The organism is Roseateles sp. AC306, assembly GCF_979253795.1.
In genome coordinates this window covers 285541-303752 of sequence record NZ_CEEDEB010000005.1, presented here as the reverse complement: position 1 = coordinate 303752, position 18212 = coordinate 285541, and the positions used below count along the sequence as shown (strand labels likewise).

Sequence of the window (18212 nt, the reverse complement as noted above, 5' to 3'; positions counted from 1 at the left end):
GGCCGTCAGAACGCGCTCTTCGTCGTGCCGCCATCCACGCGCAGCGCCGCGCCGGTGGTGGCCGACGCGAGCGGGCTGGCGACGTAGGTCACCAGCGAGGCCACCTCCTCGGGCGTGCCGAAGCGCTTGATCAGCGAGGTGGGCCGTACCTTCTCGAAGAACTCGGTCTCGAACTCGGCAAAGCTCTTGCCCTCGGCGCCGGCCAGTTGCTCGACGAAATCGTTCACGCCGCGCGAGCGTGTCGGGCCGGGCAGCACGCTGTTGACCGTGATGCCCGTGCCGGCCAGCGATTCGGCCAGCCCGCGCGACACGGCGAGCTGTGCCGTCTTCGTCATGCCGTAGTGAATCATCTCGGCAGGGATCTGCACCGCGCTTTCGCTCGAGATGAAGATGATGCGGCCCCAGTTGACGCGTTTCATCGCCGGCAGCACCAGCCGCGCCAGGCGCACGCCGCTCAGCACGTTGACGTCGAAAAAGCGCAGCCAGTCGGTGTCGGGAATGTCTTCGAACGGCTTGGGCTCGAAGATGCCGAGGTTGTTGACCAGGATCTCGATACCCGGATGCTGCTGCACCAGGGCCTCGGCCACGTCGGCCTGGCTCAGGTCGCCGGCAAAGCCGAGGGCTTGCCCGCCCGTGGCAGCGTTGATGGACGCCACGGCGGCATCCACCGCCGCCTGCGTGCGGCCATTGACGATGACGCGCGCGCCTTCAGCGGCGAGAGACTGGGCGATGGCATGGCCGATGCCGGCCGTGCTGCCGGACACGAGCGCGAGGCGGCCTTTGAGTTGCAGGTCCATGGGGAGCCTTTCATGACGAGAGAGCCGTTGGTGTAGCCGATGCCGAACGCCCCGGCACGCGCAGGGAGAATCCGGCCGCCATGACTCAGCCGCCCGCCGCTCCACCTCCCAGCCAGGACCCACGCCTGCTGCGCCGCCTGCTGCGCGCCAAGGACCGCATGGATGCCGCGTCCGATGAGGCCTGGCCCGTCGAGCGGCTGGCCAGCGTCAGCGGCGTGTCGCAGGCCCACTTCGCGCGTTCGTTCAAGGACGCCTTCGGTCTGCCGCCGCACCGCTACCTGCTCACCCGCCGCATCGAGCGCGCCACCGCCCTGCTGCGCGACACCGACCTGCCCATCACCGAGGTTGCGTTCACGACCGGCTGGGGCAGCCTGGGCACCTTCGGCCGCACCTTTCGCGACGTGACCGGCGAAAGCCCCGGCGCCCACCGCGAGCGCTGGCGCGCCACGCAGCACAGCCTGGCCCTCGTGCCCGCCTGCCATGTGCAGGCCGCGCACCGGCCCGGCCTCACCACCGCAGTTTCGGAGAAGCGTCGCAAGGAGGCCGACGGTACAAAACGCACCTCAACGCAGGCAACGAAGGAGGTTCCATGAATCAAGGCATTGAAGTGGTGGGCGTCTACGTCGACAACCAGGACGAGGCGCTCGCGTTCTACGTCGGCAAGCTCGGCTTTCGCGTTCACACCGATGTGCGCAACGGCGACTACCGCTGGCTGACCGTGCAGCACCCCGAGCAGCCGTCCTTTCAGCTCGGCCTGTTCGTGCCCGGCGCGCCGATGCAGGACGCCGCGACGGCGCAGCAGCTGCGTGCGCTGGTCGCCAAGGGCGCCATGCCGCCGCTGGTGTTGGCGGTGAGCGACTGCCGCGCCACGCACGCTCGGTGGGCGGCGAAGGGCGTGGAGTTCACGCAGGAGCCGGTCGAGCGCTATGGCTCGGTGGACGCGGGCTTTCGCGACCCGGCCGGCAACGGCTGGAAGCTGATCCAGTCGCGCGGCTGAGGGCGCACCGCGGGCGGCACTGCGCTGGTGCCACGTGAACCAGCACTGGCCGCTTTGCGCGCCAGGTTGACCACGTGGCTCAGGGGAGACGCGCTGGCACGAAAGCTGCGGCAGGGCTCGGCATGGGCCTAGCAGTTTCATCCCATGGCTTTCCCGTCGCTCCCCTCGTGCGCATCACCTCGTTGCACAAGCGCCATGGCGCCCGCGAGGTGCTGTGCGGCGTCGACCTGGACCTGATGCCCGGCGAGGTCGTTGCCGTCGTAGGTGGCAGTGGCGCGGGCAAGAGCACGCTGCTGCGCTGCGTTAGCGGGTTGGCCGGTTTTCAGGCCGGTTCGCTGACGCTGCACGGTCGGCCCATTCCGCTGGGCGGGCATCGGCGGGTTGCGTGGCTCTTCCAGGGCCGCAACCTGACGCCGCAACTGAGCGTCGGCGCCAACGTGATGCTGGCCGCCTGCGCTGCAGGCCAGGCGCGCGAGGTGCTGGCCCGCGTCGGCCTGGCCGAGCAGTTCGGCGCGATGCCCGCGCAGTTGTCCGCCGCCCAGCAACAGCGCGTGGCCCTGGCCCGTGCGGTGGCGACCGAGCCGGCCCTGCTGCTGTGCGACGACATCGCGTCGTCGGCCGACGTGGAAGTGGCCGGCGAGGTGGCCATGGCGCTGCGTGCGCTGGCGTTTGACGGCCTGGCGGTGCTGCTGGCCACGAACGACCTGGCCTTCGCCCGCAGCGTGGCGGATCGGGTCGTCTTCCTGCGTGACGGGCGGGTGCTGGCGGCGGCGCCGGCTGAGGTCACCGAGCCCGGACCAGCGAGCAAATCTTCTTCGGCGTGGCAGGCGTCGTGTCGAAGTGCATGGTCTGCAGGAGCGGCGAGATGACGTCGCCGCCGTAGCCGCCCGTCAGATGGGGTCTCAGGGGGCCCAGCGAACCCGGCCGCGGAGCGCCGCCGTGCCGCCTTCGCAATGCTGCTCGAAGCGCAGGTCCACCGAGGCCAGCTCGAAGTTCACGTAGGTGATGCTGTCGATGACGAACCAGCCCGACAGCGTGTTGCAGCCGCGTCCTTCGCCGCTCCAGCTCATGCCCCCCGTCGTCGGGTTGTTGAACGGGTAGCGCTGCAGATTGGCGTAGTAGCCGGTCTGCAGGCGGTCGATGCCGTTCATGGCCTGGAAGTCGCCGCTCCAGGATTGGACGCCGTTCACCGTCACGCTGAGCCGGCGGCCGTTGCTGGTCACGCGGACCGCCGTGTTGCCCGTGTAGGTGTAGCTGCCGCCCTGGCCGATGTAGTCGCCCTGGTCGCTGGTCAGGTAGACGAAGCTGCCGCTGGCCGGCATGGCTGCGGCGCTCGGCGCCCACAGGCCCACCGGTGGCGGGCTGACCGGCCCGGGCGGGGCCGTGCGGTCGCTCGCATCCCAGTGGATCTTGCCGCGCAGCGCCGGGCCGCCGCCCTCGCAGTGCTGCTCGAAACGCAGGTCCAGCGTGGCCAGCTGGCCGTTGGCGTAGGTGATGCTGTCGACGGCGAACCAGCCCGTCAGCTTGTTGCAGCCGCGGCCATCGCCGCTCCAGTCCAGCGCGCCTGAGGTCGGGTTGTGGAAGGGATAGCGTTGCAGGTTGGCGTAGTAGCCGGGCTTCAGCTCGGAGATGCTGTTCATGCCCTGGAAATTGCCGCTCCAGGACTTGTTGCCGGTCACCGACACGCTGACCCGGTTGCCGTTGAGGTTCAGCCCCAGCACGGCGTTGACGCCGGTGTAGGTGTAAGTGCCGCCCGCGCCGATGTAGTCGCCCGAGTCGCTGGTCAGGTAGACATAGCTGCCGCTGGCCGGCGTGGCGCCGGCGGCCGGCGCCCACAGGCCTGCGGGCACCGGCGTGACCGGCCCGGGTGGCGCCGTGCGGTCGCTGGCATCCCAGTGGATCTTGCCGCGCAGGGCCGGGCCGCCGCCCTCGCAATGCTGCTCGAAGCGCAGGTCCAGCGTGGCCAGCTGGCCGCTGACGTAGGTGACGCCGTCGACCGCGAACCAGCCGGTCAGCGTGTTGCAGCCGCGGCCTTCGCCGCTCCAGCTCAGCCCGCCCGCGGTCGGGTTGTGGAAGGGGTAGCGCTGCAGGTTGGCGTAGTAGCCGGGCTTCAGCTCCGAGACGCTGTTCATGCCCTGGAAGTTGCCGCTCCAGGATTGGTTGCCGTTCACCGATGCGGTCAGCCTGCGGCCGTCGAGGTTCAGGCCCAGCACGGCGTTGGCGCCGGTGTAGGTGTAGCTGCGGCCGGCACCGATGTAGTCGCCCGAGTCGCTGGTCAGGTAGACATAGCTGCCGCTGGCCGGCGTGGCGCCGTCGGCCGGCGCCCACAGGCCCGCAGGCACCGGTGTGACCGGACCGGGCGGGGCCGTGCGGTCGCTGGCATCCCAGTGGATCTTGCCGCGCTGCGCTGCGGTGCCACCCTCGCAGTGTTGCTCGAAGCGCAGGTCCAGCGCCGTCAGCGCGCCGTCGACATAGGTCGCCTTGTCGACGACGAACCAGCCGGTCAGCGTGTTGCAGCCGCGGCCCTCGCCGCTCCAGCTGAGGCCGCCGCGCACCGGGTTGTGGAAGGGGTAGCGCTGCAGGTTGCCGTAGTAGCCCGGCTGCAGCGTCGCGACGCTTTGCATGGCCTGGAAGTCACCGCTCCAGTACTGGTTGCCGGAAAGGCTGACCGTCGCGCGGCCACCAATGGCGGTGACGTTGAGGACGGCATCTGCCTGCGTGAAGGTGGCGGTGCGGCCGGCGCCGATGTAATCGCCGCTGTCGCTTTGCAGGTAGACGTAATTGCCCGTCGCCGGCGTTGCGCCGGCGGCGGGTGCCCACAGCGTGGCGGGTGGCGGGTTGACCGGCGCCGGCAGTGCCGTGGTGTCGTTGGCATACCAGCGCACCTGGCCGCGCAGTGCCGCGCTGACGCCTTCGCAATGCTGCTCGAAGCTCAGGTCGACAGCGCTCAGCTGGCCCGCCACGTAGGTGGCGCTCGTGACGGTGAAGCTGCCGGTCAACTCGTTGCAGCCGCGCCCGTCGCCGCCCCAGTTCAGGCCGCCTGCGGTCGAGTTGTGGAAGGGGTAGCGTTTCAGGCCGCCGTAGCTGCCGGGCTGGATCTGGCCGGTGCTGTCGGGCTGCTGGAAATCGGCCTGCCAGTTCTGGTCGCCCGACACCGCCACCGTCAGCCGGCCGCCATTGGCGCTGACCGTCAGGTTGGCGTTGCTGCGGGTGTAGCTGTAGCTGCGCCCGCCACCGATGAAGTCGCCGCCATCGCTTTGCAAAGTGATGATGCTCTGGCCCGGCGGCGCGGTGGCCGCGGGCGCCGGCACATAGGCCGACAGTTGCACGCCGGCGGCGTTGTTGGTGGCCACCGGGTCGCCGGCGGAGGTGACCAGCATCACGTTGGCGATGCTGCCACTGACACCGGCCGCCACCGTGGCTGGCACCGTGAACACCAGGCTGCCGTTCTTGGGCAGCAGCGGCACGCGCATCGTCGCGCCCATGACGGTGGGGCAGGTGGCGCCACCACTGGCGCTGCAGCCCAGCGTGCCCAGCGTCTGGAAACTGCCGAGCGTGTTGGCGATCAGCACGTCGCGGGCCTCGTCGGGCCCGGCGTTGCTGACGGTCATCGTGTAGGACGCCGTTGTGCCCGCCGCGACCGGTGTGGCTGGGGCACTGCCGTTGATGCTGACGTCGGCCGTGTAGGCCTTGACCACGGCTGCGGCCGTGTTGTCGGTCAGCACGGCATCGTTGCTGGCCACCACGGCGGGCATGCTGCTCAGCGAGCCGCTGGCGCCGGCGGCCACGTTGACGCTGAGCGCCAGTGTCAGGCTGGCGTTGGCCGGCAGGTCGGGCAGCGCGATGCTGGACGCTGTTGTTGTGGCGGGGCAGACGCCGCCGCCTGCGCCGGTGCAGGTGAAGCTCGCCAGCGTCAGCCCGGTCGCCAGGTTGGGCGTGAACACCGCGCCCGTCGCAGTGGCGTTGCCGGTGTTGCCGATGGTGACGGTGATCTGCGTGGCGCCGTTTGCCGCCACCGGGTCCGACGACGTGGTGGCGAGCAGGCCTACGCTGCTGGTGGCCGGCGTGACAGGTGGCGGCGTGGGTGTTGCCGCGCCGCCGTCCGAACCGCCGCCACCGCAGGCCGTCATCAGCAGACTGGCCGCGAACGCTGCGGCCCGGGCCTTGAACCCTGGATTCATCGCCATTCCTCCCTTGCACGCTCCTTGTGGCGGAGCTTGGTTGCCTTGATGACGGCCAGAGAGGCCGACGCGGCGAAATTCTAGGGTGGCGCCGCGCCGCCGAAGTGCGTGGCGGGCAGCACCAGCGAGATGACGGCGCCGCTGCTGCTATCAGTCCCATCCGCCCGGTTGGCCGCCCAGATGCGGCCGCCATGCGCCTCCGCAATGCGCCGGCAGATGGCCAACCCCAGCCCGGTACCACCGGCCGCGTTCTTGGTGGTGCTGGACTGCACGAAGGCCTCGAAGATGCTTTCCAGCTCGCCAGGCGGGATGCCGGGGCCGTGGTCGGCAACGTCCAAGCGCACGTCGCCGGCCTCGTCATGGCCGGCCGTCAGCTCGATGCGCCCGCCCTGGGGCGAGAAGCGGATGGCGTTGGCCAGCAGGTTGCGCAACACCTGCTGCAGGCGCAGCGGGTCGCCCAGCATGTGGAGGGCCTCGTCGCCCAGCTCGGTGTCCAGCGTCAGGCCGCGCGCGGTCAGCAGCGGCCCGAGTTCGCGCGCGACCTCGGCGGCGAGCGGCGCCAGGTCCAGGCGCTGCAGCTGCAGCGGCTCGGCGCCGTGCTCGATCTTGCTGAGGTCCAGCAGGTCGTTGACGAGGCTGAGCATGCGCTGTCCGGCGCGGTGCACGTCGGCAAACAGCTCGGCCAGGCTCAGCTCCTGGCGGGCGCGCAACGCGCCGATTTCGGCAAAGCCGAGGATGGACTGCAGCGGCGTGCGCAGTTCGTGGCTGACGTTGGCGATGAAGTCGGACTTGGCGCGCGAGGCCTGCAGCGCCGCGTCGCGCGCCGCGCGGGTGGCGCGCTCAGCCTCGCGGAACTCGCTGATGTCCATGAAGCAGACGACGATGCCCATGGGCCGGCCCTGGGCGTCGGGGAAGGTGGCCTTGCTGACGAAGAGGTCGCGGCGGCGACCGTCCGCGCTGGTCCAGACGGTCTCGTAGTTCAACTCGCCGCCGCGCACCAGCAGCTCGGCGTCGCGGGCGTCGTGCAGCGAGGCCTCGTCGGGGCGCTCGTCGGCGCCGGCGCGGCGGCCCAGCACGCGGCCGCGACGGCGGCCGGTGAACTGCTCCCAGGCGCGGTTGACGTCGAGGTAGCGGTTGGCGTCGTCCATGACGGCCGTGGGCAGCGGGCTGCTGGCCAGCAGCGAGCGCGCCAGGCCGAGCTGGGCGCGCAGTTCGGCCTGGGCGCGCATCAGGCCGCTCACGTCGGCGGCGCTGCCCACCCATTCCAGCGCGCCGGCGCCGCCGCGGCGCAGCGGCACGAGGTGGATCTCGAAGCTGCGCGCCAGGTCGTCGGCACCTGTCCAGTCGGCGCGTACCTTCTGCGGGCTGGCCTGGTCGCCGTGGTCAGCCTCGCGGGCGTCGAACAGCGCCGCCACGGCGGGCGAGCCGCCGAAGAGTTCGTGCAGCGGCCGACCCAGCACATGCGCTGCGGCATGGCCGGCCCGGCGCGCATAGCCTTCATTGATGAAGGTCACGCAGCCGGCAGCGTCGGTGCGAAAGAGCATCTCCTGAACGCTGCCGAAGATGGCGCTGAGTTCGCGCTCCCGCTCGATGACCTCGCGTTGCGCCCGGTCCAGCGCCAGCGCCGCGCGCTCGCGTGCCCGCAGCGCTGCGGCGCCCACGCCCGACAGCGCCAGCAGCGCTGCCGCTATGCCCACGGCCGGCAGGCCCAGGTCGCGCACCGTGGCCAGCCACAGGCGGCGCAGTTCGGCCTGCGGCAGCTCCACCAGCACGACGAAGGGCCGCGCCCGCAGCGCACGGTAGGCGCCGATCTGGGGCGCCGCGCGCAGGCCCGGGCCCTCCCAGTGGCCGTGTTCGCCGCCGGCGCGCACGGCCGCCAGCGGCGCACCGGCATCCAGCAGCCGCGGCACTTGCACGCCGGGCAGGTGATCGGCGCCGCTGGTGACGGCCAGCAGCCGGCCGTCCAGGTCGACCAGGGCCGCAGCGGCCTGCGGGTCGTTCAGCGTCAGCTGCTGGAAGTTGGCCAGCGCATCGGGGTTGAGCAGGGCGACGAGCAGGGCGGGGCGGCCGTCGGCGAGACGGGCGCTGCGCAGCACCGGGATGAAGCCCACGCCGGGCGGCACGACACTGGCGTCCTGCCCCAGGCTGGCGAGGCTGCGCGCTGCGACAAAGCCGCCCACCACGTCACGCCCGGCGGCCGGCCAGGGGCCGAGGGTGTCGAGCTCGATGCGCGCGCCGCGGTCGGCCGGGTCGGCGGCAGCGACGACCCTGCCGCTCTCGTCCACCAGTGCCACACCGCGCAGGAAGCCCAGGCTGGCCTGGGTCTGCTCCAGCAGGGCCTGCAGCACCTCGGGCGGCGCGTTGCGGCCGGCCACGTCGGCCAGGCCGGCCAGCGCAATCTGGGTGGCGTCCAGGCTGCGGCGGGCGTGGTCCTCCAGCACGCGCGCCATCAGGGCCTGGCGGGCGGCGGTGTCGGCGGCCAGCTCCCGCTGTTCGCGCCACAGGCCGTAGCCGCTGCCGGCCAGCAGCGTGGCGGCAAGCAGCACGCCGGCACCGGCCGTGATGATGCTCGGGCGCCAGCGGCTGCGGTGGGGCATGTCAGCGATCCATGGCGCGGCATTCGGGCCGAGCGCCGGGCCGCTCCCAAGCCGGCCCGTGTGGCGATGTGCGAGCGGGGGCTTCCCCGCGAGCATCGCCGTCCCCTAGGGGGACCGACCGGGATCGCCCGCGTTCAGCCGGGCGAGACTGGGCGAGGGGCTTCATTTATTCCTGACGATGGCGCCCAAGCCGTGGCGTTCGGCGGCGGCGCGCAGCCGGCCGTCGCGCTGGATGCGGCCCACGAACTCGTCCACCTGGCCCAGCCAGGCGGTATCGCCCGGCTTCACGGCGTAGGCGTAGGGAAGCACGTAGAAAGCCGAGGGCGGCGCGACGAGGCGGGCCCAGTCGGCGCTGTCGAGCAGGCGGCGGCTGTAGGGGTAGTCGGTCATGAAGGCGTCCACGCGGCCGGCCTCGAGTTCACGCTCTCGCGTGTCTGGCGGCCGCACCACGACGAGGGTAGCGCGCTTCAGCGCTCCGGCCATGACCGGCTCCATGAAGGTGCCCGCCTGCACGGCGATGCGCACGCCCGGCTTGTCCAGGTCGCCCCACTGCTGCACGACGCGGCTGCTGCGCGTCGTGACGGCGTAGATGTCGCTTTCCAGGTAGGCGCGGCTGAAGCGCAGCTGGCGCTCGCGCTGGGCCGTGCGGCCGACGGCGAACATGGCCACGTCGCAGCGGTCCTGAAGCAGGTCGTCGGTGAAGGTGGCGAAGGACGAGTCGACGTAGCGCACCGCCGTGTGCAGGTCGGCGGCAAAGGCGGCGGAGAGGTCGATGTCTATGCCCGAGAGCTGGCCGGTGCGCGGGTTGCGCAGCGAGACGCCGTAGTAGTCGGGCCAGATGCACACGCGCAGTTCGCCGCTGGCCTGCACGCGCTGGGTGACGCCGGTGGGCGGCGCGGCTGCGGCCGCTGCGCAGAGGAAGACGGCAAGCGCGGCGGCAGCCAGCCGTTTCACTCGGCCGCCCGGGGTGGCATGGCCCCGCCCGGCCCGCTGGGGTCGATGCGGTCGCGCAACGCGATCAACTCGGGCGCATGGGCGACGAAGGCCGCGACGATCTCCGGATCGAAGGCGCTGCCCGCCTGCTCGGCCAGCATGGCCAGGCCGCGGTCGTCGGCGCGCGCCGGGCGAAAGCGGCGGCGCATCGTCAGGGCGTCGAAGTAGTCCACGACCGCGACGATACGCGCCGACAGCGGAATCGCCTTGCCCTTCAGCCCCTGCGGGTAGCCGTTGCCGTCCCAGCGCTCGCGGTGGTGCAGCGCGATCTCGGCCGCCAGCGCAAACAGCGGCAGGCGCGAGCCGCTCAGCAGCGCCGCGCCGCGCTGCGGCTGGGCCTGGCGGCGGCGGCGCTCTTCGGCGGCCGTCAACGGCCAGGGCGGTTCAAAGGCGGCGGCAGTCGGGTCGGTCTCGCCGACGTCGTGCAACGGTGCGGCCAGGCGCAGCAACTGGGCCGTGTCGGCATCCAGCCCCAGGCGCCGGGCCAGCGCCTCCGCCAGATGACCCAGTCGCACCCGGTGGGCGCTGACATCCCCGTCCAGGGCCTGCCGCGGTGCGTCGGCGGCGGTTGGCCTGGGCAATGCTGGAGCAGCGCCGGCGGCCTGGGGATGGTTGTGGGTGGCAGGGGAAGGCATGGCAAAGCTCCGGATTCGGCCTTATTGTCGAATGAGCTCGTTTTTATCAAATAAGACCAACTCGGCGCCAGCCCCCGGATTCGGCAAAATGTCTCGAGTGAATCGTCCGATGACTGCAGCCGATACCTGCTCCACCACCGAGGCCGCCCAGCGGCTGGGCATGGCCGTGCGCTCGGTGCAGCTGATGGTGGACCGCGGCGAACTGCAGGCCTGGAAGACGCCGGGCGGCCACCGCCGCATCCTGCGCAGCTCGCTGGACGCCTGGCTGGCGGAACGCGGCGGCCAGGTGCGCACCGCGGCAGCTTCGCCGGTGCCGGCCGAAGCCGGTCCTGGGCGCCCGCTGACGCTGCTGCTGATCGAGGACTCGGTGCACTTCCAGAACCTCATCAGCTTGGTCGTCAGGCGCGAGCTGCCGGGGGCCGACCTGCATGTCGCCGCCGACGGCATCGCCGGCCTGGCGCTGGCCGGGCGCCTGGAGCCCGATGTGCTGCTCATCGACATCCTGCTGCCCGGCATCGACGGCGCGGCCCTCATCACCAGCCTGCGCTCGCACCCGCAGTTCGCGCGCAGCCGGCTGATCGTCGTCACCGCCCTGGACGAAGCCCAGCGCGCGCCTTACCGCTTCGCGCTGGACGGTGTGCCGGTGGTGCACAAGACCGCACTCGTCACCGAGCTGCCACCCTTGCTGGCTCAGGCGGTGGCTGCTCGCGCGGCCTGACAGTGCCATGGCGGCCCGCCTGCTGCTCATCGAGGACGATGCCTCGATCGCGCGCTTTGTCGAGCTGGCGCTGGAGGAACTGCCCGCCTATGACGCTGCCGCGCCGGCCGTGGCGCTCAGCATCGTGGGCACGCTGGCCGACGCGCGGATCGCGCTGGCGGCCGGCGGCTGGCAGCTTGTCATCAGCGACCTGATGCTGCCCGACGGCTCGGCCGAGGCCCTGCTGGCCGAGGGCCTGGCATTGGCTGGCGGCGCGCCGCCCTGGGTCGTCTTCAGCGCCGGCGTGCACGAGGAGCGCCACCTCGCGTTGGCCGCCTCCGGCGTCGCCCGCACCCTGCGCAAGCCCGTGCCACTGGCCGAGTTGCTGGGCACCATTGCGGAGCTGCTGCGCGGCGGCACGGCGAGCTGGCCGACGACAATGGCGGACGACGCGGTGCAGCGACATTTCGGCGGCGACCGCGTGATGTTCGAGAGCTTTCGCGCCGGCTGCATCCTGCGCTTTGCCGACGACCTCGCCCAGGGCGATGCCGCCGTTGCGGCCGCCGACGCTGCGGCGCTGCGCCGCGTGGCCCATGGCCTCAAGGCGGTGCTCGAACTGATCGGCCAGCCCGGCTTGGCGGCACGGGCGCGGGCTCTCGAAGACGCTGCGGCGGCTGGGGTCCTGCCGGCGTTGCAGGCGGCGGGCTGGGCTGCCCTCGCGCAGGGCCTGCTCGACCTGGGCGCTCGGCGCGGCGCCTGAGCGAACTAATTGGCAAAAGCCAGCGCCGACACCCCGAATGAGGGCAGACATTGTTTGTTGTTATCAATAAATTTGATAATCACGACAAGCAAATTCGGCCCTCAATGATTTCATTCCCTTGCACCTCCCTGCCGCAGTACGCCCGTCTGTGCCTGCGGCACGGTGGCTGAGCGGACGGCGACATGGCGATACGCGTGGTGCTTTACGTCGAGGACGACCCGGTCAATGCACTGCTGATGGAGGGCATCCTGGAACTGCGGCCCGGTTGCCACATGCGGGTGGCTCGCAGCGGCGCCGAGGCGCGACGCCTGGTGGCCGAGCACCGCGTCGATCTGCTGCTGTGCGACCTGCACCTGCCCGACGTGGACGGCGACACACTGCTGACCGAGTTGCGCGAGGCCGGCCTGGCTGCCACCGTGCCGGCCCTGCTGGTCACGGCCGAGGCTGAGGACGTTGCTGCCAACCTGGCCCGGCGTGGCGGTTTCGACGGGGTCTGGTCCAAGCCGCTCGATGTGGCGGCGACGTTGCGCAGCGTCGACAGGTGGCTGGGGGAGCGCGCCCCGAGCTGACACAAATCTTTGCGCGTGTGCCACATGGACGTGCGCGTTCGGCGGGATGCTCCGGGGGCCTGCTGACCCGACGGCAATCGACCTTCCCGAAGGGTTGTGGCCATAAAGGCCGTGCCGCGTTGCAAATCCTCGCCGGGTTCCCGCCCGGCTGCGGTTTACGCCTTGCTCGCGACCTTCTGGTCGCAACGCGACCCGTTGCCGTTGGGTCAGCAGGCCCCAACGACGGAGATCGCCGATGAACAAGAACCGCCGCCTCATGCTGGGCAGCGCCGCCGCGCTGATGGGCATGGCCATGCTGACCCGCCGCAGCCAGGCCGCCACCGGTCCCACCGGCCCGGCTCTGAGCGCCGAGGAGCGTGCGCTGCATGCGCTCAACCGCCTGGGCTACGGCCCGCGTCCGGCCGATGCGGCGGCCATTGCTGAGCAGGGCGCAGACAAGTGGCTGGAGCGCTTTCTCACCGAGCAACTGGAGCCACGTCGCCTGCCGCAGCCGGCGGCCTTGAGCGAGCGCCTGGCCGGCCTGGACGTGCTCAGGCTCAGCCAGGGCGAACTGCTGGACCGCTACCGCGAGGCGGTGAAGGCGGCGCGCGAGGCGCGGCGCGATCAAGCCAAGGGTGAGGCACCCAATGCCGACGCGCTGAACGCCGTGCGCGAGAAGGTGCGCCCCCTCGTGCAGCAGGCCGCCACGGCGCGGCTGGCGCGCGGCTTGCAAAGCCCGGCCCAACTGGAAGAGGTGCTGACCGAGTTCTGGTTCAACCACTTCAATGTCTTCGCCGGCAAGGGGCCGGTGGGGGTCCTGGTCGCAGACTATGAACAGCGCGCCATCCGCCCCCATGTGCTGGGCCGCTTTCGCGACATGCTGGGCGCCACCGCCCGCCACCCGGCGATGCTGCTCTACCTGGACAACGCGCAGAGCGTGGCGCCCGGCTTCACGCCGCGCCGCGCCGCGCCCAACCCGCAGCGTGCCAGCGGGCTGAACGAAAACTACGCCCGCGAGCTGATGGAGCTGCACACGCTGGGCGTGGACGGCGGCTACACGCAGCACGACGTGACCGAGCTGGCGCGCATGCTGACCGGCTGGGGCGTCGATCAGCGCAGCACTTCGGGCGACGTGTTCGAGTTCAATCCGCGCCGCCACGACAGCGGCGGCAAGACCTGGCTCGGCCAGGCGGTGCCCGGCAGCGGCCAGGGCGAAGGGACGCGGGCGCTGGACGTGCTGGCCGCTCATCCGGCCACCGCTCGCCACCTGGCACACAAGTTCGCCCAGGCCTTCGTTGCCGACAACCCGCCGGAGAGCCTCGTGCAGAAGCTGGCCGACAACTTCCGCGCCACGGGCGGCGACCTGCGCGAGTTCACGCGCACGCTGATCCGCGCCGACGAGTTCTGGAGCCGCGAGGCCTACCAGGCCAAGTTCAAGACGCCCTACCAGTACCTGCTGTCCGGCATGCGGGCCGTTGACCTGCCCCTGGTCAACCCGCAATTGCTGACCGCCTCGCTCGCCCAGGCCGGCCAGCCGCTGTTTGGCGCGCAGACGCCCGACGGCTACAAGAACACGGCCGCCGCCTGGCGCAACCCCGAGGCGCTGACCCAGCGTGTGCAGCTGGCCACGACGCTGGGCCAGCGCAGCGGGGTCAGCGCCGAAAGGCTGAGCAGCACGCTCGGCGCCGGCCTCAGCGAGCCGACGCGCCGCACGCTGGCCGCCGAGCCCGCCGGCCAGCAGGTCGCCCTGCTGCTCGCCAGTCCCGATTTCATGAAGAGGTAGCCGTCATGTTGCGTCGTCAACTCCTGCACTTTGGCGCCGTCACGCTCGGCGGCCTGCCCGTGTCGCTGGTGCGCGCTCAAGGTGGCGCCCAGAAGAAGCTCGTCGTCGTCATGCTGCGCGGCGCCGTGGACGGCCTGTCCGTCGTCGCGCCCTATGGTGAGCGTGAGTACGCGGCCAGCCGACCTCAGATCGCGATTCCTGCGCCGGGCGCGGAAGACGGCCTCATCAAGCTGGACTCGCTGTTCGGCCTGCACCCGGCGCTCAGCCCGCTGAAGCGCCATTGGGACGGTGGCCAGCTCGCCTTCGTGCATGCCAGTGGCTCGCCCGACCCGACGCGCTCTCACTTCGACGCGCAGGACTACCTCGAATCCGGCACGCCCGGCCGCAAGTCCACACCCGACGGCTGGCTGAACCGGCTGCTGACGGCGCTACCCGGCGAACCCGCGCCGACGCGGGCGATCAGCATGGGGCAATCGCCACCGCGCATCTTTGCCGGCACCGCCAGCGTGGCCAGCCTGGGCCTCGGGCCCAACGCCATGCAGCGCCGCGCCATCGACAACCCCGAGATGCAGGCGGGCCTGGCCAAGCTCTACGCCGGTGACGCCCAGCTCAGCAGCACGCTGCGCGACACGACGGAGGGCCGGGGCGAGATGGCCAGAAGCATGGCGTCCGGCATGGCATCCGGCATGGCGCCGGGCGAGCGCTCCATGGACCCGAGCGCCGACGCCGGTGCGCCGTCTGCCCGCAGCTTTGCCGCCGATGCGCGGCGGCTGGGCACGCTGATCCGCAAGGACGCCCACACCCAGCTCGCCTTCACCGCCGTGGGCGGCTGGGACACCCACGTCAACCAGGGCGCCTCGCGCGGCCAGCTCGCCAACCGCCTGGCCAGCCTGGGCGAGGGCCTGGACGCCCTCAGCGTGGGGCTGGGCGACTCGTTGAAGGACACCGTCATCGTCGTCGTCAGCGAGTTCGGCCGCACGCTGCGCCAGAACGGCAACGGTGGCACCGACCACGGCCGTGGCAACGTCATCTGGCTGCTGGGCGGCCCGGTGGCGGGTGGCCAGGTGCTGGGCGACTGGCCGGGGCTGGACAAGCCCGCGCTCGCCGATGGCCGCGACCTCGCCGTGGCCAACGACTTCCGTCAGGTGCTCGGCCCGCTGCTGCAACGCCACCTCGGCCTGTCGGAAACCGCACTGGCAACAGTGTTTCCGCAAGCCCCGCAAACTTGGCGTTATGCGGACAAGCTGATGTGCGTCTGAAGTGTGTTTTGAAGCCGCACCGCCAACCGCTGGGAGATGACCATGATCCGCATCCCGCTCTCGACCTTTGGCCTGTGCGTGGTGGGCGCCGTGCTGGCGTACTGCTTCCTGGTGGCGACGGGCAGCGCCTAACGCACCGTCAACCGTGACTCGGTGCCCTGGTCGGCCATGACCTCGCCGATCTCGGCCGCCGCCTCAAAGCCGTGTGCGCGGAACACGGCCAGCACGTCCCCCACAGCACCGGCATCGCACGACACGAGCAGGCCGCCGCTTGTCTGCGGGTCGGTCAGCAAGGCCAGGTCAGTCGCCGCAAAGCCGTCCGGCAGCTTCACCTCGCTGCCGTAGCCGCCCCAGTTGCGCGCCGAGGCGCCCGTCACCAGGCCCTGCTCCGCCAGCTCGCGCACACCGGCCAGCAGCGGCACGCGCGCCCAGTCGATCCCAACGGTCGCCTTCGCGCCGCGCGCCAGTTCCAGCGCATGGCCGGCCAGGCCGAAGCCCGTCACGTCGGTCAGCGCATGCACGCCGTCCAGCGCCGCCAGGTCGGGCCCGGGCGTGTTCAGCTGGGTGGTCGTCGCGATCATCTGCGCGTACCCTTCGGCGGACAGGCGCTCCTTTTTCAAAGCAGCGGACATGACGCCCACACCGAGCGGCTTGCCCAGTACGAGGCGGTCGCCGACGCGCGCATCGGCGTTGCGCTTGACGCGCTTGGGGTGCACCACACCCATTGCCACCAGGCCGTAGATCGGTTCGACCGAGTCGATGGTGTGGCCGCCCGCGATCGGGATGCCGGCCGCGCGGCAGACGGCTTCGCCGCCCGCCAGGATCTGGGCGATGACCTCGGTCGGCAGCACGTTGATGGGCATGCCGACCAGCGCCAGCGCCATGATGGGCTTGCCGCCCATGGCATACACGTCGCTGATGGCGTTGGTGGCGGCGATGCGGCCGAAGTCGAACGGGTCGTCGACGATGGGCATGAAGAAGTCGGTCGTCGCGATCAGCGCAATGTCGTCGGTGAGCTGGTAGACGGCGGCGTCGTCGGCGGTCTCGATGCCCACGAGCAGCTGCGGCGGCATGGGCATCTTGGCGGTGTGCTTCAGGATCTCGCTGAGCACGCCCGGCGCGATCTTGCAACCGCAGCCGCCGCCGTGCGACAGGGAGGTGAGGCGGGGGGTGTTGTCATTCATCTCGAAGTCTCTCCGGCAAGCCGATCAGTATGACGTGCGGTCTAATCCCGCTCCCCCGACCACTCACGCGCTACATCATGCTGAATCTGTTCCGCCGCCACGCCTTGATCGTCGGCCTGTTCATGACGCTGGGCGCCGCCGCCCAGGCGCAGCAGGTGCTGCGCGTCACCGCCATCCCGGACGAGTCTCCGACGGAGCTGGCGCGAAAGGCCGAGCCGCTGGTCAGGTACCTGGAAGCCAAGCTCGGCATGAAGGTCGAGTTCACGCCGGTGACCGACTACGCCGCGGCGGTCGAGACGCTGATCAGCCGCAAGGTCGATCTCGCCTGGTTCGGCGGCTTCACCTTCGTGCAGGCGTCGGCGCGCTCGGGCGGCAAGGTCATCCCGCTGGTGCAACGCGAGGAGGACGAGCGCTTCAAGTCGGTCTTCATCACGACCGACCCGGCCATCAAGACGCTGGCCGACCTGAAGGGCAAGGACGTCAGCTTCGGCTCGCAAAGCTCCACCAGCGGCCACCTGATGCCGCGCAGCGTGCTGCTCGGCGCCGGCCTGGACCCGGACAAGGACTTCAAGCGCGTGGCCTACAGCGGCGCGCACGACGCGACGGTTGCCGCGGTGGCGGCCGGCAAGGTGCAGGCGGGCGCGCTGAACATCTCGGTGTGGGAGAAGCTGGTGGCCGACAAGAAGGTCGACACCGACAAGGTGCGCGTGTTCTTCACCACGCCGCCCTATTACGACTACAACTGGTCGGTCAGCGCCGCCATGCCCGAGGCCTTGCGCAACAAGATCGCCCAGGCCTTCCTGGCGCTGGACAAGAGCACGCCCGAAGGCAAGCAGATCCTGGAGCTGCAACGCGCGACGCGCTTCGTGCCCACGAAGCCGGAGAACTACAAGAACATCGAGGCCGCGGCCAAGAGCGCTGGTCTGCTCTGAGCTGAACCTTCGTGAACCTTGACCTGCAGGCCGTGCACGCGCGGCACCCGGCGGCGCCCAAGGGCAGCAGTGCGCTGCGGGGCGTGAGCCTGGCGCTGCGCGCCGGCGAGCAGGTGGCGGTCATCGGCCCGTCGGGCGCCGGAAAGACGACGCTGCTGCAGGTCGCCGCCGCTGCGCTGAAGCCTTTGCGGGGCGAGCTGCAGCTGGACGGTGTCGACCCGTGGTCGCTGCGCACGGCCGCGCTTCAGCGTCAGCGGGGCCGCCTCTTCATGGCGCCGCAAGTGCCGCCGCTGCCGCCGCGCCAGCGCGTCGTCACGGCCGTGCTGGCGGGGCGCTTGCCGGCGTGGAGCCTGGCCACCAGCCTGCGCTCGCTGTTCTATCCCGTCGACATCACCGGCGCCCACGCGGCGCTGGAGCGCTTCGACCTCGCCGAGAAGCTGTTTGCCCGCGTCGACCGGCTCTCGGGCGGCGAGCGCCAGCGCGTCGGCCTGGCGCGCGCGCTCTTGTCGCCGGCCACGCTGTGGTTGATCGACGAGCCGCTGTCGGCGCTGGACCCGACGCGCTCCGAGCAGGCCATCCAGGCGCTGATCGCGGTGGCGCGCGAACGCGGCATCGCGCTGATGGCGACCATGCACCAGGTCGACACCGCGCTCACCCACTTCGAGCGCATCGTCGGCCTGCGCGACGGCACGGTCGCCTTCGACCTGCCCACAGCGCAGGTCAGCCGCGAGCATCTGCTCAAGCTCTACGCGCAGCACGAGGATGAGCTGGCCGCGCCGGCCTCATTGCCACCCCGGCCGCTGCCGCCGGCCGCATCGCCGCCCGCGACGATGCACTGCCGGTGACTGC

The 18212-nt window shown here is 71.2% G+C and carries 16 protein-coding genes; 10 read left to right on the top strand and 6 right to left on the bottom strand.

Annotation, left to right across the window (positions count from 1 at the left end; all coding sequences use genetic code 11):
• Nucleotides 1-5 precede the first annotated feature (5 nt).
• Entirely contained in the window at nt 6-797 is a 792-nt protein-coding gene (locus AC0IZJ_RS13455; protein WP_471850483.1) for an SDR family NAD(P)-dependent oxidoreductase, read from the bottom strand.
• A gap of 80 nt (nt 798-877) precedes the next feature.
• On the opposite strand from AC0IZJ_RS13455, the gene AC0IZJ_RS13450 reads away from it, so the two are divergent.
• The 3 genes from AC0IZJ_RS13450 to AC0IZJ_RS13440 all read left to right on the top strand — a co-directional run bounded on the left by AC0IZJ_RS13450 (nt 878) and on the right by AC0IZJ_RS13440 (nt 2663).
• Nucleotides 878-1390: a helix-turn-helix domain-containing protein gene (locus AC0IZJ_RS13450; RefSeq protein ID WP_471850481.1), complete on the top strand. Its 513-nt coding sequence runs from the start codon at nt 878-880 to the stop codon at nt 1388-1390.
• A complete protein-coding gene (locus tag AC0IZJ_RS13445) occupies nt 1387-1794 on the top strand; it encodes a VOC family protein (protein WP_471850479.1) in 408 nt (135 codons plus the stop codon). The genes AC0IZJ_RS13450 and AC0IZJ_RS13445 overlap by 4 nt, the downstream gene beginning before the upstream one ends.
• 167 nt (nt 1795-1961) lie before the next feature.
• On the top strand, nt 1962-2663 hold the full coding sequence (locus tag AC0IZJ_RS13440; RefSeq protein WP_471850477.1) for an ATP-binding cassette domain-containing protein: 702 nt from the start codon (nt 1962-1964) through the stop codon (nt 2661-2663).
• A 33-nt stretch (nt 2664-2696) separates the two neighbouring features.
• Here AC0IZJ_RS13440 and AC0IZJ_RS13435 read toward each other — a convergent pair whose 3' ends face one another.
• From AC0IZJ_RS13435 to AC0IZJ_RS13420, 4 genes are all read right to left on the bottom strand, one after another.
• Nucleotides 2697-5975: a hypothetical protein gene (locus AC0IZJ_RS13435; protein ID WP_471850475.1), complete on the bottom strand. Its 3279-nt coding sequence runs from the start codon at nt 5973-5975 to the stop codon at nt 2697-2699.
• An 80-nt stretch (nt 5976-6055) separates the two neighbouring features.
• The gene (locus AC0IZJ_RS13430) at nt 6056-8572 is read right to left on the bottom strand and encodes an ATP-binding protein (RefSeq protein ID WP_471850473.1); all 2517 of its coding nucleotides are present in this window, start codon (nt 8570-8572) and stop codon (nt 6056-6058) included.
• A gap of 162 nt (nt 8573-8734) precedes the next feature.
• Nucleotides 8735-9526, bottom strand: coding sequence for an ABC transporter substrate-binding protein (locus AC0IZJ_RS13425; protein WP_471850471.1), 792 nt, complete (start codon nt 9524-9526; stop codon nt 8735-8737).
• The gene (locus AC0IZJ_RS13420; protein ID WP_471850469.1) at nt 9523-10200 is read right to left on the bottom strand and encodes an HD-GYP domain-containing protein; all 678 of its coding nucleotides are present in this window, start codon (nt 10198-10200) and stop codon (nt 9523-9525) included. Before AC0IZJ_RS13420 ends, AC0IZJ_RS13425 begins: the two co-directional genes overlap by 4 nt.
• 109 nt (nt 10201-10309) lie before the next feature.
• Here AC0IZJ_RS13420 and AC0IZJ_RS13415 point away from each other — a divergent pair, with 109 nt between their 5' ends.
• From AC0IZJ_RS13415 to AC0IZJ_RS13395, 5 genes are all read left to right on the top strand, one after another.
• Entirely contained in the window at nt 10310-10918 is a 609-nt protein-coding gene (locus tag AC0IZJ_RS13415) for a helix-turn-helix domain-containing protein (protein WP_471850467.1), read from the top strand.
• Nucleotides 10919-10925: 7 nt separating this feature from the next.
• A complete protein-coding gene (locus AC0IZJ_RS13410) occupies nt 10926-11657 on the top strand; it encodes a response regulator (protein ID WP_471850465.1) in 732 nt (243 codons plus the stop codon).
• Between the two features lie 182 nt (nt 11658-11839).
• Nucleotides 11840-12226, top strand: a complete 387-nt coding sequence (locus tag AC0IZJ_RS13405; RefSeq protein WP_471850463.1) for a response regulator — start codon at nt 11840-11842, stop codon at nt 12224-12226.
• A 235-nt stretch (nt 12227-12461) separates the two neighbouring features.
• Nucleotides 12462-13988: a DUF1800 domain-containing protein gene (locus AC0IZJ_RS13400; RefSeq protein ID WP_471850461.1), complete on the top strand. Its 1527-nt coding sequence runs from the start codon at nt 12462-12464 to the stop codon at nt 13986-13988.
• 5 nt (nt 13989-13993) lie between these two features.
• On the top strand, nt 13994-15247 hold the full coding sequence (locus AC0IZJ_RS13395; protein WP_471850459.1) for a DUF1501 domain-containing protein: 1254 nt from the start codon (nt 13994-13996) through the stop codon (nt 15245-15247).
• 128 nt (nt 15248-15375) lie between these two features.
• On the opposite strand, the gene selD is transcribed toward AC0IZJ_RS13395, so the two are convergent.
• Nucleotides 15376-16431 carry a selenide, water dikinase SelD gene (gene selD, locus AC0IZJ_RS13390; RefSeq protein ID WP_471850457.1) on the bottom strand — a complete coding sequence of 352 codons (1056 nt, stop codon included), beginning with the start codon at nt 16429-16431 and terminating at the stop codon, nt 15376-15378.
• A 122-nt stretch (nt 16432-16553) separates the two neighbouring features.
• Here selD and AC0IZJ_RS13385 point away from each other — a divergent pair, with 122 nt between their 5' ends.
• Both AC0IZJ_RS13385 and AC0IZJ_RS13380 read left to right on the top strand, forming a co-directional pair.
• Nucleotides 16554-17363, top strand: a complete 810-nt coding sequence (locus tag AC0IZJ_RS13385) for a putative selenate ABC transporter substrate-binding protein (protein ID WP_471850611.1) — start codon at nt 16554-16556, stop codon at nt 17361-17363.
• 11 nt (nt 17364-17374) lie between these two features.
• Nucleotides 17375-18208: a phosphonate ABC transporter ATP-binding protein gene (locus AC0IZJ_RS13380; RefSeq protein ID WP_471850455.1), complete on the top strand. Its 834-nt coding sequence runs from the start codon at nt 17375-17377 to the stop codon at nt 18206-18208.
• The last annotated feature ends 4 nt before the right edge of the window (nt 18209-18212 follow it).

What these genes read in the sequence shown, in the direction of transcription:
- AC0IZJ_RS13420 (WP_471850469.1), bottom strand. Translation starts at nt 10,200, where the DNA reads ATGCCTTCCCCTGCCACCCACAACCATCCCCAGGCCGCCGGCGCTGCT.
- AC0IZJ_RS13385 (WP_471850611.1), top strand. Translation starts at nt 16,554, where the DNA reads ATGACGCTGGGCGCCGCCGCCCAGGCGCAGCAGGTGCTGCGCGTCACC.
- AC0IZJ_RS13395 (WP_471850459.1), top strand. Translation starts at nt 13,994, where the DNA reads ATGTTGCGTCGTCAACTCCTGCACTTTGGCGCCGTCACGCTCGGCGGC.
- AC0IZJ_RS13445 (WP_471850479.1), top strand. Translation starts at nt 1,387, where the DNA reads ATGAATCAAGGCATTGAAGTGGTGGGCGTCTACGTCGACAACCAGGAC.
- AC0IZJ_RS13415 (WP_471850467.1), top strand. Translation starts at nt 10,310, where the DNA reads ATGACTGCAGCCGATACCTGCTCCACCACCGAGGCCGCCCAGCGGCTG.
- selD (WP_471850457.1), bottom strand. Translation starts at nt 16,431, where the DNA reads ATGAATGACAACACCCCCCGCCTCACCTCCCTGTCGCACGGCGGCGGC.
- AC0IZJ_RS13400 (WP_471850461.1), top strand. Translation starts at nt 12,462, where the DNA reads ATGAACAAGAACCGCCGCCTCATGCTGGGCAGCGCCGCCGCGCTGATG.
- AC0IZJ_RS13410 (WP_471850465.1), top strand. Translation starts at nt 10,926, where the DNA reads ATGGCGGCCCGCCTGCTGCTCATCGAGGACGATGCCTCGATCGCGCGC.
- AC0IZJ_RS13405 (WP_471850463.1), top strand. Translation starts at nt 11,840, where the DNA reads ATGGCGATACGCGTGGTGCTTTACGTCGAGGACGACCCGGTCAATGCA.
- AC0IZJ_RS13430 (WP_471850473.1), bottom strand. Translation starts at nt 8,572, where the DNA reads ATGCCCCACCGCAGCCGCTGGCGCCCGAGCATCATCACGGCCGGTGCC.
- AC0IZJ_RS13455 (WP_471850483.1), bottom strand. Translation starts at nt 797, where the DNA reads ATGGACCTGCAACTCAAAGGCCGCCTCGCGCTCGTGTCCGGCAGCACG.
- AC0IZJ_RS13435 (WP_471850475.1), bottom strand. Translation starts at nt 5,975, where the DNA reads ATGAATCCAGGGTTCAAGGCCCGGGCCGCAGCGTTCGCGGCCAGTCTG.
- AC0IZJ_RS13450 (WP_471850481.1), top strand. Translation starts at nt 878, where the DNA reads ATGACTCAGCCGCCCGCCGCTCCACCTCCCAGCCAGGACCCACGCCTG.